The organism is Oceanospirillum beijerinckii DSM 7166, assembly GCF_000422425.1.
Classification (GTDB): domain Bacteria; phylum Pseudomonadota; class Gammaproteobacteria; order Pseudomonadales; family Halomonadaceae; genus Oceanospirillum; species Oceanospirillum beijerinckii.
In genome coordinates, this window is sequence record NZ_AULT01000037.1 from 21,145 (window position 1) to 33,597 (window position 12,453).

15 protein-coding genes are annotated in these 12,453 nt (G+C 46.5%); 7 read left to right on the forward strand and 8 right to left on the reverse strand.

Annotated features, from left to right (window positions below):
• Positions 1-91: 91 nt before the first annotated feature.
• The 4 genes from H579_RS0112185 to H579_RS0112195 all read right to left on the reverse strand — a co-directional run bounded on the left by H579_RS0112185 (position 92) and on the right by H579_RS0112195 (position 3,460).
• The gene (locus H579_RS0112185) at positions 92-1,348 is read right to left on the reverse strand and encodes an alkaline phosphatase family protein (RefSeq protein ID WP_028300911.1); all 1,257 of its coding nucleotides are present in this window, start codon (positions 1,346-1,348) and stop codon (positions 92-94) included.
• A gap of 1,179 nt (positions 1,349-2,527) precedes the next feature.
• The gene (locus H579_RS0112190; protein WP_028300912.1) at positions 2,528-2,734 is read right to left on the reverse strand and encodes a cold-shock protein; all 207 of its coding nucleotides are present in this window, start codon (positions 2,732-2,734) and stop codon (positions 2,528-2,530) included.
• A 415-nt stretch (positions 2,735-3,149) separates the two neighbouring features.
• Positions 3,150-3,251 carry a hypothetical protein gene (locus tag H579_RS30105; RefSeq protein ID WP_084624093.1) on the reverse strand — a complete coding sequence of 34 codons (102 nt, stop codon included), beginning with the start codon at positions 3,249-3,251 and terminating at the stop codon, positions 3,150-3,152.
• A 29-nt stretch (positions 3,252-3,280) separates the two neighbouring features.
• Positions 3,281-3,460, reverse strand: a complete 180-nt coding sequence (locus tag H579_RS0112195) for a hypothetical protein (RefSeq protein ID WP_028300913.1) — start codon at positions 3,458-3,460, stop codon at positions 3,281-3,283.
• Between the two features lie 227 nt (positions 3,461-3,687).
• Between H579_RS0112195 and H579_RS0112200 the strand changes: the two genes are divergently transcribed.
• Entirely contained in the window at positions 3,688-4,350 is a 663-nt protein-coding gene (locus tag H579_RS0112200) for a hypothetical protein (protein ID WP_028300914.1), read from the forward strand.
• A gap of 498 nt (positions 4,351-4,848) precedes the next feature.
• Positions 4,849-6,348 carry an aspartate ammonia-lyase gene (gene aspA / locus H579_RS0112205; protein ID WP_084624094.1) on the forward strand — a complete coding sequence of 500 codons (1,500 nt, stop codon included), beginning with the start codon at positions 4,849-4,851 and terminating at the stop codon, positions 6,346-6,348.
• Positions 6,349-6,545: 197 nt separating this feature from the next.
• On the opposite strand, the gene H579_RS0112215 is transcribed toward aspA, so the two are convergent.
• From H579_RS0112215 to H579_RS25450, 3 genes are all read right to left on the reverse strand, one after another.
• A complete protein-coding gene (locus tag H579_RS0112215) occupies positions 6,546-6,806 on the reverse strand; it encodes an NnrS family protein (RefSeq protein WP_028300916.1) in 261 nt (86 codons plus the stop codon).
• Between the two features lie 368 nt (positions 6,807-7,174).
• On the reverse strand, positions 7,175-7,447 hold the full coding sequence (locus H579_RS0112220) for an acylphosphatase (RefSeq protein ID WP_028300917.1): 273 nt from the start codon (positions 7,445-7,447) through the stop codon (positions 7,175-7,177).
• Positions 7,448-7,529: 82 nt separating this feature from the next.
• Complete coding sequence (locus H579_RS25450; protein ID WP_051227571.1) at positions 7,530-8,798, reverse strand: YihY family inner membrane protein; 1,269 nt, start codon at positions 8,796-8,798, stop codon at positions 7,530-7,532.
• 82 nt (positions 8,799-8,880) lie between these two features.
• Between H579_RS25450 and arsC the strand changes: the two genes are divergently transcribed.
• From arsC to H579_RS0112250, 5 genes are all read left to right on the forward strand, one after another.
• Positions 8,881-9,231, forward strand: a complete 351-nt coding sequence (gene arsC / locus H579_RS0112230) for an arsenate reductase (glutaredoxin) (RefSeq protein ID WP_028300918.1) — start codon at positions 8,881-8,883, stop codon at positions 9,229-9,231.
• Positions 9,228-9,839, forward strand: coding sequence for an NAD(P)H:quinone oxidoreductase (wrbA, locus tag H579_RS0112235; protein WP_028300919.1), 612 nt, complete (start codon positions 9,228-9,230; stop codon positions 9,837-9,839). Before arsC ends, wrbA begins: the two co-directional genes overlap by 4 nt.
• A complete protein-coding gene (locus tag H579_RS25455; RefSeq protein WP_051227572.1) occupies positions 9,839-10,297 on the forward strand; it encodes a DUF2069 domain-containing protein in 459 nt (152 codons plus the stop codon). Before wrbA ends, H579_RS25455 begins: the two co-directional genes overlap by 1 nt.
• Positions 10,297-11,466 (forward strand): SEL1-like repeat protein, encoded by a 1,170-nt coding sequence (locus H579_RS25460; protein WP_051227573.1) that lies wholly within the window; start codon positions 10,297-10,299, stop codon positions 11,464-11,466. Before H579_RS25455 ends, H579_RS25460 begins: the two co-directional genes overlap by 1 nt.
• A gap of 109 nt (positions 11,467-11,575) precedes the next feature.
• Entirely contained in the window at positions 11,576-11,815 is a 240-nt protein-coding gene (locus H579_RS0112250; protein ID WP_028300920.1) for a 2Fe-2S iron-sulfur cluster-binding protein, read from the forward strand.
• 63 nt (positions 11,816-11,878) lie between these two features.
• Here H579_RS0112250 and H579_RS0112255 read toward each other — a convergent pair whose 3' ends face one another.
• Positions 11,879-12,355 (reverse strand): acyl-CoA thioesterase, encoded by a 477-nt coding sequence (locus tag H579_RS0112255; protein ID WP_028300921.1) that lies wholly within the window; start codon positions 12,353-12,355, stop codon positions 11,879-11,881.
• Positions 12,356-12,453 lie beyond the last annotated feature (98 nt).

The window sequence follows — 12,453 nt, forward strand, 5'->3', positions numbered from 1 at the left end:
CGGTTTATCTCGCTGAGATTTACCTTGCCAAGATCGCTCTTGCTAAGATCTGCCTAGCAAAGACAACGCACCGTCAGACGACTAAAGTCAGCTACTCATTGCTTTGAAAGATCGGCTGCGCATGCCATGGGGTTTCTACCCCCAAAATGGCTGCCGCCGTGGGTGCCACCTGATGGTTATAGGCAGTGGGTAAAATCTGTTTGGGTACATCCGGGCCGCTGAAAATACAGAAGCGGAAGTCTTCACGACGTCCCGGACGCATTCCGTGGTTAGATAGATATTTGGATGCGCCGTAGTAACCTTCCGGCGCATCGGCAGGTGCAGCTTCAAAGCTGATATCCGAACCTTTGGGGGTAATAAAGGTGATTACGTCATCGCGCAGTTTTTCTGGCAGATGGTTGTTATCCCACAGCTGGATACCAAACTCGGTCAGTGCCAGAGTCACCTCATGGGCGTGCTGTTTATCCCGTGGTTTCACCATCAGCACGGCACCTTCGCTGGACCAAACCACATCATCACCCAGAATTCGATCCACATATAAGGCATCCGGCATAGGCGCATGGCCGTGATCACTCATAATGGCAAAGTTGTATTCATCCAGCTTGCCTGCCGCTTCCAAACGGGTGATCAAGCTACCAATCTGAGCATCAGCCACACGCATAGACCACTCGGTTAATGAATGATCCGCACCGTATTTATGCAGGAAGTAATCGGTAATCGCGATCTCTAACAGAATCAGATCCGGTGCCTGCTCCGATGTTGCCAGACCAGCAGCGATATCCAACAGTTGGTGATCCGCCAACATACCCAGTTGCAGTTTAAATGCTGGCTTTTGATTCGGTGTGACCGGCGGTTTAGCCAGCCCTTGTTTATACAAGGCTTCGATACGGCCCTCAGAATCAAACGTCTTACCACAATGCTGCCACTGCAGATCAGCGGGGATAGGCTCGGCATCTTTACCACGCATCAGCATCTCATCCGCCCACCAAGGGCCAACATAGATGGTGCAATCTTCAGGGCGTACCATGCCGTAACCGATACAAGCGACATCTTTACCCTGCTGCTTTGCCAACTGAGGTAAGGTCTCTGCTTTAACATCGTAGGGGTTGGCCCAGCGGAACGCTTCACCATCCAAAATAAAGTTACCATATACCTCGTGCTCAGCCGGTGCTGCCGCTGTAATAATCGAGGTACGCCCAGGGCATGAAGTGCCACACATCTCTGGGCTTACCCCTTGAACCTGGGTGCCGTTCTTTGCTAAACGGTTCAATGTAGGTAGCAGGTGACGAGTCTTCTCGAAGTAATCCGCCGAGATACCATCAACCATAATCAGGATTAGTTTGCCCATTTGAGTAATAGCTCTTCTAAACTATGCCGCAATAACTGTACTTCGGCCTTAAAAATTTGAGAGCGCTAAACAGTCAGTTTTTCTTCAAATACTGACACTGCCATTACTGTCGCTCCTATCAACACCCTTGATATAGAACTTGCTGTGATCTGAGTGCGAGGGCCATATTAGAGAGGCTTTGTTGCACCAAGATGAAATAAAAATGCAACAGTTCCGAGAATTTCACGGGCACACCATAGATTTTCTAAGACATGAGAGTTAACTGGATAGTGCAAAGTTCTCGATAGTAGAAGCATAAGTTTGACGCCTCTCAAGCTAGAGCTGATATCCGCTGGCTTTACAACAGTTCACACCCGTACAGCATAACAACCGCTTTATCATACTGGCTGATGGCATCAAGGTACCAAAAGAAGGCCGTAAAATGCCTGCTGTCAAAAAGCTTCACCAGGAATCGGGTAATAACTTTAAGCCCGGCTAGATCTTGGGCCACTCTTTTCAAGCACTTAGGTTATTGGTCTCATCCACAGCGGGCAAGTTCTCTTGTGTACCTTTGTGCAGTAGGGATTCATGAAGGGGTTATCACGACAAATCGAGATAAAAGAACGCTGCTCAATAAATTGGCAGTCATGTTCACAAGCACCACTCAGGACATGGGCGTTCCAGTCATTTTAGTTGCGGATACTTACTATGTCAGCCAGAAATCATTCTGCCGCTACTGAAAAAACGGACACCATCTTATCAGCAGAGTAAGAAGCATTGTACCACCCCAGCGGAAAGCAGGGTGTCATAAGAGGGGAGGCCAAAAATCTATGGTCGAAAAATCCACCTTGAAAACGTCTGGCTTCTTGAAAAGTACTTTGAACCAGCATTGAGCCCTATTTATGAGGAGCACGATGTTAAGGTCTGTTACTTTTCCACGGTATGATGTAGCGCCCTGTAGGCAGAAAAGGGCTTTCCAACAAAGAAGATTTAGGCTGTATATGTGTGGTTCATTGAAACCGGAACTGCGTACTGTTTAGTAAATCCGATATCAAGTTTATTCAGCAATGCTCAAAAATATTGCTTAATATTTACTTGGAACAAAAGATGCAGATTTTACAGTTACAACTAAGCGGGATATTTAGACAGGGAGAAACAAAAGAGATTGAGCACAGCATATATGCTGTGCTCAAAATCAAATCAGATTACAACGATATCTTCAGCCTGTGGGCCTTTCTGACCTTGTGTAACCTTAAACTCAACCTTATCGCCTTCTTTCAGCGTCTTGAAGCCGTCACCAACGATTGCTCTGAAGTGAGCAAATACGTCAGGGCCACCTTGTTGCTCAATAAAGCCAAAACCTTTATCTTCATTGAACCACTTTACAATACCAGTCGTTTTAGACATGTTTTAATTCCCAAAAATAATTTAGACCGTATAAACGGATTAAGTGACTAAGATTTACTGAAAAAATATTATGGGATTACAGAACGAGACTAGCATAGCGGTATCGTGAAGCAGGCATAATTTTTTTGGCTGGAATCTAAGCCGTCATTTAAGAATACATAGCTTTTCAATAAAGAGCAACAAATAAAAATAATTTGTCACTATTCAGCTGTCTGATCAAAAATATCGGGGCGCGCGCACAAAGTAGCAGCATTAAAGCATCACACTCACTGATACAGATTGCTTACGGCACGCTGAGAGATAGCTGCGTTAGACTTTTAGAGGGGCCCATCCATCTTGCTCCCAGGCTCTTTCCAGTTCTCTTAGATGAATAAGCTTTAACACCGGGCCCACACTGAACTGAAGATATGACCCCTTATTTCCCCAATCGCTGACGAAATTTGACCCGTTCCGTACTGTGACAGGGTGTTGTTTGAAAGTGTGTTTCACCACAAAACACCTGGTAGTAAGGGTTCATTTGCCACTGCTCAACAATGGCTTCATCACTCAGGTCATCAAACGAATCGGTTTAGCTTTACGTCCGATGGTGCTGAGATAAAACTCCAGTTCCAGCGCCTGCTGGTCAATAGCACGACTTAAGGCGAGTAAAGGGTGAGCATCATTAAGCTGATTGACGATATCAAAAAAGCTGAATAGGGCAGAATCAGAAGGGCTTTTAGTCAGCATATCGGAGCTATTTTCGACCAGAAACTGAAAACACTGCTTACCGCTTCTGGCCGAAATAATCTATGCTAAAATAGCTAATTTTCTTTAAAAACAGTCTGTTAAGGTTTTTTCAGGACTGACTACCTATACACTCAAAAAAATCTTAACCAAAATAAACATGTAGCTAAATCGGTGTTAATATTAAAAGTAGTCATTAAACTCTTTGGATATAAGGCCTACGGCAAAATATGAGTGATAATCAAGTGCTTTCTGCTGAACTGGAGTTTCAAATTCGTCAGTTGGTAGATGCCAGTATCTCTGAGTTCAGAACAGAACTGATAGCATATATTGACGAGAAGTGTGCTGCTCAACATCCTGCTGAGGAAGAAGAGATAGAGCCATTAACGCTTAATATGGTAATGCTTCAGGTTGCGGCTATTTTCGAGAAATTTGCTCATTACGATGAGATCTATCGCACTTACGGTATCGAGGCTGATGCCTTCCAGGATGAATGTAATGAAAGCATTGACCTGATGAAGTTCAAACTGGAGCAATTTGAAATTCAGTTGAAAGAATTTCAGAACCGCCTGCTGATTGAAGAGAGTGGCGGTGATTCTGCTATCCAGGTGAATGGTGAACTTAGAAAAGATTTTGAGGCTCTTTCCAAGGAGGTTCAGGAGACTTTAAATCAGTTTGATCAATACTTTGATCAGCAGGTGAAAAGCACAGAGGGTATCCCTGAAGAAATTGAGGATATTAAGCGGCAGCTTGCCTCTAAACAGTCTAAGGCAGAAGCTTTAATTGATGCACAAGAAAACAAAAAGCAGTTAATGGTAAAGCTGAAGTTGGCAGTAGATCAGTTGAACAACCAGTTACCTAAGGTTATTGCTAAGCAAATAGCAAAAGGTTAATACGATACCCAGTTTTCTTTCTCCATGTAACAAGATTTTTACTACCTACCAGCGGGGCAATATTTACTGCGTAGGTAGCTATTATCGTAGCAACTGGACAGCGTGAAGTTCTCGATAGTGGATCTCGGCAATCATCTTCCCTAAACCCCACATCAAGGCTGAAGTGCAAACCGTTCTCCATGCCTCAATACCTTTGTATAATACCACTCAGTTGCTCCAGTAATTTAGGGATAGTCTCTCATTACACTTATGAACAGCCAAACCTTTATGGGGTTATTGTCGTGTGAAAGTGTCCACAGTATTGACTCATGTGACCAGCCTCTTTTCTTCCTGAAACTGTCCGAACTATTGACTTAATAATCCCATGCAATTCCGGTATGGGCCGATGGGAAAACGGCATTGGTCAGATATTTTTTTCGCCTTTAGTCTATGCAGCATTAAATCACTGCTAGCAACTTCTTAATCGACATCTCATAGACAGAACCAACTGGAAGCATCATGACGACTGCAACGGCAAGCAAAAACAATAAGAAAACCAAACCTGCAACTGACAAAACTGAAGAGAAGAAATTATCTCCGGTACTGACAACGGCATCAGCAACTCGTACTGAGAAAGATCTTCTGGGCACGGCTCAAGTGCCCGCGAACGCTTACTATGGCATTCAGACTCAGCGTGCGATGGCGAATTTCAATCTGTCAGGTATTCAACTGCGCCACTTCCCCAACCTGATCAAAGCGCTGGCTATGGTCAAAATGGCGGCGGCACAAGCTAACTATCAGCTGAAGCAGTTAGAAAAGGCCCGTTACGAGGCGATCTGTTTTGCTTGTCAGGAGATTATCGACGGCAAATACCACGATCAGTTTGTAGTCGATATGATCCAGGGTGGTGCGGGTACGTCCACCAATATGAACGCCAATGAAGTGATCACTAACATTGGCCTGGAATATATGGGTCATAACAAGGGTGAGTACCAACATCTGCACCCGAACAATGATGTGAATATGGCTCAGTCCACCAATGATGCTTACCCGACCGCGGTGCGTTTAAGTATTCTGTTGGATCATGGCAAGGTGGTGAGTAGCCTGCGTGCACTGAAAAAAGCCTTTAAGATGAAGTCGGTTGAGTTTGCCGATGTGATCAAGATGGGGCGTACTCAGCTGCAGGATGCGGTGCCTATGACACTGGGTCAGGAGTTCCGCAGCTATGCCTCTACCCTGTCCGAGGATATTGACCGTATTGCTGATCTGTCTGATCTGTTTCTGGAGATCAATCTGGGTGGTACGGCGATTGGCACGGGCATCAATACCGATCCTCAGTATGCGCACCTGGCGGTAGAGTGTCTGGCTGATATCAGCAACTTTAGCTTCCGCCCTGCGTCTGACTTAGTTGAGGCCAGCTCCGATATGGGTGCTTTTGTACTCTTCTCCGGTATGCTGAAGCGTCTGGCGGTGAAGCTATCTAAGATCTGTAACGATCTGCGCCTGCTGTCCAGCGGTCCACGTACTGGCTTGAATGAGATCAATCTGCCACCGCAGCAGCCGGGCTCTTCTATTATGCCGGGCAAGGTAAACCCGGTAATTCCTGAGGCGGTTAATCAGGTGGCTTTCCAGATTATCGGTAACGATATGGCGATCACTATGGCCGCTGAAGCCGGTCAGCTGCAGCTGAATGTGATGGAACCGCTGATCGCTTATAACGTGCTGGAGTCTATGCGCCTGCTCTCTCAGGCAATGGAGATGCTGCGCACTCGCTGTATCGAGGGTATCACAGCCAATGTTGAGCACTGCCGCGATCAGGTGAATAACAGTATCGGCATTATCACTGCGCTGAACCCTTACATCGGTTACGACAATGCGACGCGTATTGCCAAGCAAGCCCTGGAAGAGAACTGTTCTGTGCTAGATTTGGTTCGCGCCGAAGGTTTGCTGGATGAGAAAACATTGGAGGAGATTTTACGCCCGGAAAGCATGGTTGCACCAAGCCGCCTGCGTCGCTAAAACCGCCAGCACAGCTTTAGGTTAAGCACTAAAAAGAACCCTCGGAGTAAGGCATTAACAGCATGCCGAGGGTTCTTTTTGTTTCAGGCTGTATTTCCTATAAGTCGATATTTATACCATTCCCGATAAGTTTCTTGATATCAGAGTAGACTGGATAAGCGAAGCCAACACCTTGGCTCTCAAACAGGTCTTGCTCTTTAAGCATCAGCTCTTGGCGATACCAATGCCGGTAGATAGACGATAAAAAGCAGCACTACAGCAACGGGAACCACCGCCTTTTCAATAAAGCCGATGCGCTTGCCTTTATAGTCTGGCGTGGCTCTTTCGGTAAAAAAGGGAATCACCTTACCACCGATAATCAGCATCACCAGGATAACCAGATTCAGTGCACCATAGATGCCCAGATGGGCCATACCCGGTGTAAAAGCACCGCGCAGCTGCATAATCCAAAGCAGCATCAGGACAACGGCAAATAAGCTGCCTAATAGAAAAAAACGGCCTAAAGCCGATGGAGAATAACGCTTGGTAGGAAAAACGAAACTGTGAAAAATAAGTGGACATAGCGCCTCCTTGTAGAGCGCAAACCTAAACCCCAGAGTTTCAAATCCTTATCGGCGTGTAACCGTATTGTATGCTGACTACCGGACTGACAAGGGAACAACTTGGCTTGATACACTGCGGTTTAGTTGCTTAGCGACGCTATTGTACCGAACTTATTCAGCTTGCACCCTTGATAAGCATCAAAATATGAATTTTATTTTCACATTTAAACAACATATTGTTTTTATTGATAATTTATCAATGATGACTGATAAAGATACAGCAATCAACGTACGGAAAAATCTTCTACTGACAAGCAATCCGCCTGTTCAACAATGACCGCATCAACACGGGACAGCGGCGAGCCTTTCCACAACCATTCCATCAGGCTGTCCACCTGACCACTTTCACCCTGTGCATGAACCTGAACAGAGCCATCCTCCATATTCATCGCCCACCCCAGCAAGCCCAGTTTCTGCGCTTGCTGCTGGGTATTTTTTCGAAACCAAACCCCTTGAACCCGACCACTTACCCGAGCGGATTTCGCTACCACATTCATAACTACAACTTCCCCGGATTATTATTCAATCACTGATGGTATTGAATCAGAAATAACTTAATATTTTCCATGACATTCATAGTCACGTTTTATCAACCAACTCATCCTGCTCAAACAAGCAGCTGGCTGGCTGCTGAAATATCTCCCGCCCGATCTGTTCGTACTGCTGTAGCGCTTCAACTGCCGCAGGCCAGAGCACTCCAGAATCATGAGAATCACTTGCGCCAGAATGCTCAACCGAAGGAATCTGCCATGGCAGGATAGCAAAGAGCTGCCACTGCGACAGACCGGACAAATCTCTCGCTAAATGCCAGCCTTTTTTCTCACTACGGATAATCAGGCCACAAACCTGTAATGTATTTAACACCGATTTCTGTTGCGAAAAGCTTAATGGCGACAGGATCACTTTAATATCATCATCAGACACGACCTTTGCCCTGCGCCAGCCTTGATACAAGGTGTTTAACAGATTAAGGGCCACTGTAAACTCTAACTTATTATTACGACTCCAATGGCGCTGATACCGGCCCAGGGCCATCACCAGAGTTGCCCCGAGTAACACCAGGTTCCAGCTGATAAAAATCCAAAAAAGAAATAATGGCACCGCGGCAAAGGCACCATAAACGACCTCGTAAGAGGGAGAGTGACTGATAAATTGTGAGAAAATCAACTTAGCCATCTCAAAACAGAACGCAGTAAAAAAACCTCCAACCAAGGCATGCTGCCACCTTACTTTACAGTTAGGTACAAACAAATACAGCATCATAAAAGCCAGCGACGATGTGCCTATCGGCAGGCTCTGCAATACCAATGTATGAATACCCAAAGTATCCGTCGCACTGAGAAACAGTTTATGGGACAGCACATAAGAGCTGAAACCAAAACCGGCACCGATCAAAATAGGTCCGAGAGTCAGTACCGCCCAGTACAGAAGAAAGCTATTTACCCCCTTTCGGGCACCTTCGACAGACCAGATCTGGTTGAAGGCTTTTTCAATGGCAGACATCATCAACACAGAGGTCACCATCAGGAACAGCCCCCCCACGGCGGTTAATCGCCGGGCCTGCTGGGCAAAATCCTTAAGATAGCCCTGCATCACCTGACCGCTTTCCGGCAGAAAGTTACTAAATACTGATTCCTGAAAAGCCTGTCCCGCCTCCTGCACACTGGGCAGTGCCGACAAAATACCATAGGTAACCGTCATTAATGGCACTATGGCAAAGAGGGTGGTATAGGTCAGTGAGGCTGCTGTTTTCTGGCTGTCATTCTTAATAAATCTTTTGATGACAAAAACAATCAGACCAGGACAATAGTTTTTTACTTGTGCAATGCCGTTTCCAATTGGCACCATATACACATCTCCTGTTTTCCTATAGCGCTCAGATGGTTAGAATAGCACTTATTATACGTTGATCTGAATCAAAGGATAACCGATGACGACTGTCACTCTGCACCATAACCCACGTTGCTCTAAATCCCGCGCCACTCTGGCACTGCTGGAAGAGAAAGGTATTGAACCACAAATTCGTCTTTATCTGGACGAGCCTTTGAGCGAGCAAGAAATTCGCTCTCTGCTGAGCAAGCTGAATGTTAGCCCAATCGATATGATGCGCACCAAAGAAGCCGAGTTTAAAGAGCAGGGGCTGAGCAAAGACAGTGCTGACGAAACACTGATCGCAGCGATGGTAACAACACCTAAGCTGATTGAGCGTCCAATTGCCGAAACTGACAGCGCAGCTGCCATTGGTCGACCACCAGAGAATGTACTGGAAATTCTGGCATGAGTCAGCCTTACATCCTGATTCTTTATTACTCTCGCCATGGTGCTACCCGCACCATGGCGGAGCAGATTGCTGCGGGTGTCGAGTCCGTTGCAGGTATTGAAGCCCGTCTGCGTACAGTGCCAAATCTCTCTTACGAGACGGAAGCGGTCGCTGATGAAATTCCTGAGAGCGGCGATCTGTACTGCAGCAGTGATGATCTGCGCTACTGCTCTGGTTTGATGTTAGGTAGTCCAACCCGCTTTGGCACTATGGCATCACCACTGAAATACTTTTTGGAATCCACCAGTACCCTCTGGATGAATGGAGCCTTGATCGATAAACCTGCAGGTGTGTTTACCTCCACATCCAGTTTACATGGCGGTCAGGAAGCCACTTTACTCTCTATGATGTTACCGTTATTACACCAGGGTATGGTGTTGACTGGCGTGCCTTATAGTGAAACTGAACTGCTCAACACTGAGTCTGGTGGTACACCTTATGGTGCCAGCCATCTGGCTGGTAAAGACAGCCAACGTCCTGTCGATAAAAGTGAGCTGCAAATCTGCTATGCTCAGGGACAACGTATTGCCACCCTGGCAACCACACTGCTGAAAGGCCAAGCGCAGTAATGAAAAAAATGACACAACGGCTTGAAGCCGGAAAAGATATCAATCTACTGGCAGAAAAAAGCCGCCGCTGGGTTCTGTTTAGCTTTATCGCTACCCTACTGTTGATGGCAGCCAACCCGCTGCTGTTTCCTACAGAGGGTGCTCGTCTTTGGGTGATTATGTCGGTACAGATTATGCCGCTGATGCTGTTTGTACCTGGCATCTGGACCCGTCGCCCACGCTCTCACGCCTGGCTGTGTTTCGTTAGCCTGCTTTATTTTATGCGCGGTACGACAGAAGCCTTTATCCCGGGGCGCGAAGCCTTCGGTATCGCTCTGGGTATATTAGCACTGGTACTGTTTAGTTCATGTATGATGTTCTCACGCTGGGAAAGTATGAGAGTTAAAGCGGAGCAGGAAAAACTAAATCCTCAGCCTGTCGCGCCTAAAGCCCCAGAAGGGGAAGAAAAGGAAGCCTAATGCCAAAAAAAACCGCCGGTCTGTTTATTCTGTTATTGAGCTTGGTTGGCCTGTCAGGTTGCAACCTGATCTCACGTCCGGTCTCGCCCGATGTTTCTCTATTCGAGCAGATAAAAGCGGCTGCAGAAAAAGGGGATGTACAGGCTCAATACAATCTGGCTCTGGCTTACGATGAAGGCCGAGGTACTTTGTCTGACCATCAGCAAGCCGCTATCTGGTATCAGAAAGCAGCAGAACAAGGCCATAGCGTAGCCATCTATCATCTGGGTCAGATGTATGACTATGGTGAGGGTGTCGAGCTGAATAGCCAACTAGCGGAAGACTGGTATGTTAAAGCGATAAAGCCCGGAGATGTCGTTGCCAGCTATTATTCCGGTTATATCTATCAGGATCGCCAGAGCGCCAAAAAAAGTAGTCAGGGCTATCCACAGAATATCTTCTGGTACTTAGACGAAGCCAATAGTGGTAATACTACGGCCCAATATAACCTGGGCCTGGCCTACTATTTTGGCGTGGGTATCAACCAGGATAAAAGCCGGGCGGCTTACTGGTATCAGAAGTCCGCAGAGCAGGGGAACCCCTTTGCGCAATACAACCTAGGCCTGATCTATGCCAGTGGCGAAGGCGTAGAGCAAAGCGAAGCTCAAGCCCTGCACTGGTACACCCTATCAGCTCAGCAAGGCTATGTACTGGCACAATATAACCTGGCAACGGTTTACGATAACGGCCAAGGAGTCGAACAAGACCATAGCAAGGCTGTATTCTGGTATAAGAAAGCAGCTCGCCAGGGTGATGTGATGGCTCAGTTTAATCTAGCTGTTGCCAATTACCTGGGCGAAGGCACAGAACAGAACTACGAGCAGGCCGCTTATTGGTATCATCAGGCTGCCGAACAGGGCTACCCGCTGGCCCAATATAATCTAGGTGTACTTTATAGTCAGGGTAGAGGTGTGCATCAGGATCATGGCTTAGCCACCTACTGGTACCAACAGGCAGCGGAAGGCGGCTTAGATAAAGCCCAGCTGGCACTCGCCATTGCCTATTATCAGGGCAAGGGCGTGAAAAAGAATAACAAGCAAACCCTATACTGGTTAGAAAAAGCGGCTCAACAGGGCAATGAACAAGCGATTCAACTGCTGAATCAGCAAAATTCATCAGGTAAAAAATAACCCTGAACAGCAATAACTCAATCTGCCATGAAAGAACAGAAGAGGAGTACAGGAAATATCCTAAGATACCCTTCTGTTCTGATACCTACCGCTCTGGATAGCGGTAGATATGCCAGCCTCCACAGAGATTCAGGTCAGCAAAGATCAATCCTTATTGGATGCCATGCTGGATGTGGGAATCGAACATCCACACAGCTGCAAAACAGGGGCCTGTCGTAGCTGTGCGATCAAGGTTGTTGAGGGTGACGTGGATCATAAAGACCAGTGTTTATCGCCGTCAGAGCGAAAGACTCAGCTTTGCCCCTGCGTATCCCGCAGTCATAGCGATCTGCTGCTCTTAGACCTTTAGAAACGGGATCGTTGAACAGAATGATTTCTCTTTAACACAGAGAGTCTTGAAACCAGACGTGCTTTAAGCCGGATCAGTGACCCCAACTAACTCAGTGACTGTTTTGATGACTTTCTCAGGTGGCACAACGCCATGCTTGCTGACGACAGCACCGCGAGAGGTGCCTTGTGCCACCACACGCTCACCGACTATAAAGGTATGGGTCATACTAAAAAACTTCTCATCCCAATCAACAATTTCCATTTTTACTTCATACTTCTGGAAAGGTTTAAGTGGCTTTTTGTAGGTCATGGTGTGTTCGGCAATTACCGGCTGCCACTTCTTTTTCACCATGGTTTTGGCCAACCCGGTACGAATAAACATATCCACTCGGGACAGATCACAAATGGTCAGGTAACGACCATTATTCATATGGATATTCAGATCCAGATCATTAGGTAATACCCGCATGGTCAGGCTATTGTTGGGTCGAATAATCGGTAATCTGGGCTTAAAAAATGATGCGATCAACAGATACAACATCCTGAAAATTAAACTCATAGCGCAACTCTATTTTCTCGTGGTTTGTGGTTTGTGGTTTGTGGTTTGTGGTTTGCAATCTTTCTTTTTCAGGCCAAATATTTTCAAAGACAGCTATA

Bases quoted from the DNA above. Each gene is read 5' to 3' on its own strand.
- aspA (WP_084624094.1), top strand. From the start codon at position 4,849: ATGACGACTGCAACGGCAAGCAAAAACAATAAGAAAACCAAACCTGCA.
- H579_RS0112195 (WP_028300913.1), bottom strand. From the start codon at position 3,460: ATGCTGACTAAAAGCCCTTCTGATTCTGCCCTATTCAGCTTTTTTGAT.
- H579_RS0112220 (WP_028300917.1), bottom strand. From the start codon at position 7,447: ATGAATGTGGTAGCGAAATCCGCTCGGGTAAGTGGTCGGGTTCAAGGG.
- H579_RS25455 (WP_051227572.1), top strand. From the start codon at position 9,839: ATGAAAAAAATGACACAACGGCTTGAAGCCGGAAAAGATATCAATCTA.
- H579_RS30105 (WP_084624093.1), bottom strand. From the start codon at position 3,251: ATGAACCCTTACTACCAGGTGTTTTGTGGTGAAACACACTTTCAAACA.
- H579_RS0112185 (WP_028300911.1), bottom strand. From the start codon at position 1,348: ATGGGCAAACTAATCCTGATTATGGTTGATGGTATCTCGGCGGATTAC.
- wrbA (WP_028300919.1), top strand. From the start codon at position 9,228: ATGAGTCAGCCTTACATCCTGATTCTTTATTACTCTCGCCATGGTGCT.
- H579_RS0112190 (WP_028300912.1), bottom strand. From the start codon at position 2,734: ATGTCTAAAACGACTGGTATTGTAAAGTGGTTCAATGAAGATAAAGGT.
- H579_RS0112255 (WP_028300921.1), bottom strand. From the start codon at position 12,355: ATGAGTTTAATTTTCAGGATGTTGTATCTGTTGATCGCATCATTTTTT.
- arsC (WP_028300918.1), top strand. From the start codon at position 8,881: ATGACGACTGTCACTCTGCACCATAACCCACGTTGCTCTAAATCCCGC.
- H579_RS25450 (WP_051227571.1), bottom strand. From the start codon at position 8,798: ATGGTGCCAATTGGAAACGGCATTGCACAAGTAAAAAACTATTGTCCT.
- H579_RS25460 (WP_051227573.1), top strand. From the start codon at position 10,297: ATGCCAAAAAAAACCGCCGGTCTGTTTATTCTGTTATTGAGCTTGGTT.
- H579_RS0112215 (WP_028300916.1), bottom strand. From the start codon at position 6,806: ATGCTGCTTTGGATTATGCAGCTGCGCGGTGCTTTTACACCGGGTATG.
- H579_RS0112250 (WP_028300920.1), top strand. From the start codon at position 11,576: ATGCCAGCCTCCACAGAGATTCAGGTCAGCAAAGATCAATCCTTATTG.
- H579_RS0112200 (WP_028300914.1), top strand. From the start codon at position 3,688: ATGAGTGATAATCAAGTGCTTTCTGCTGAACTGGAGTTTCAAATTCGT.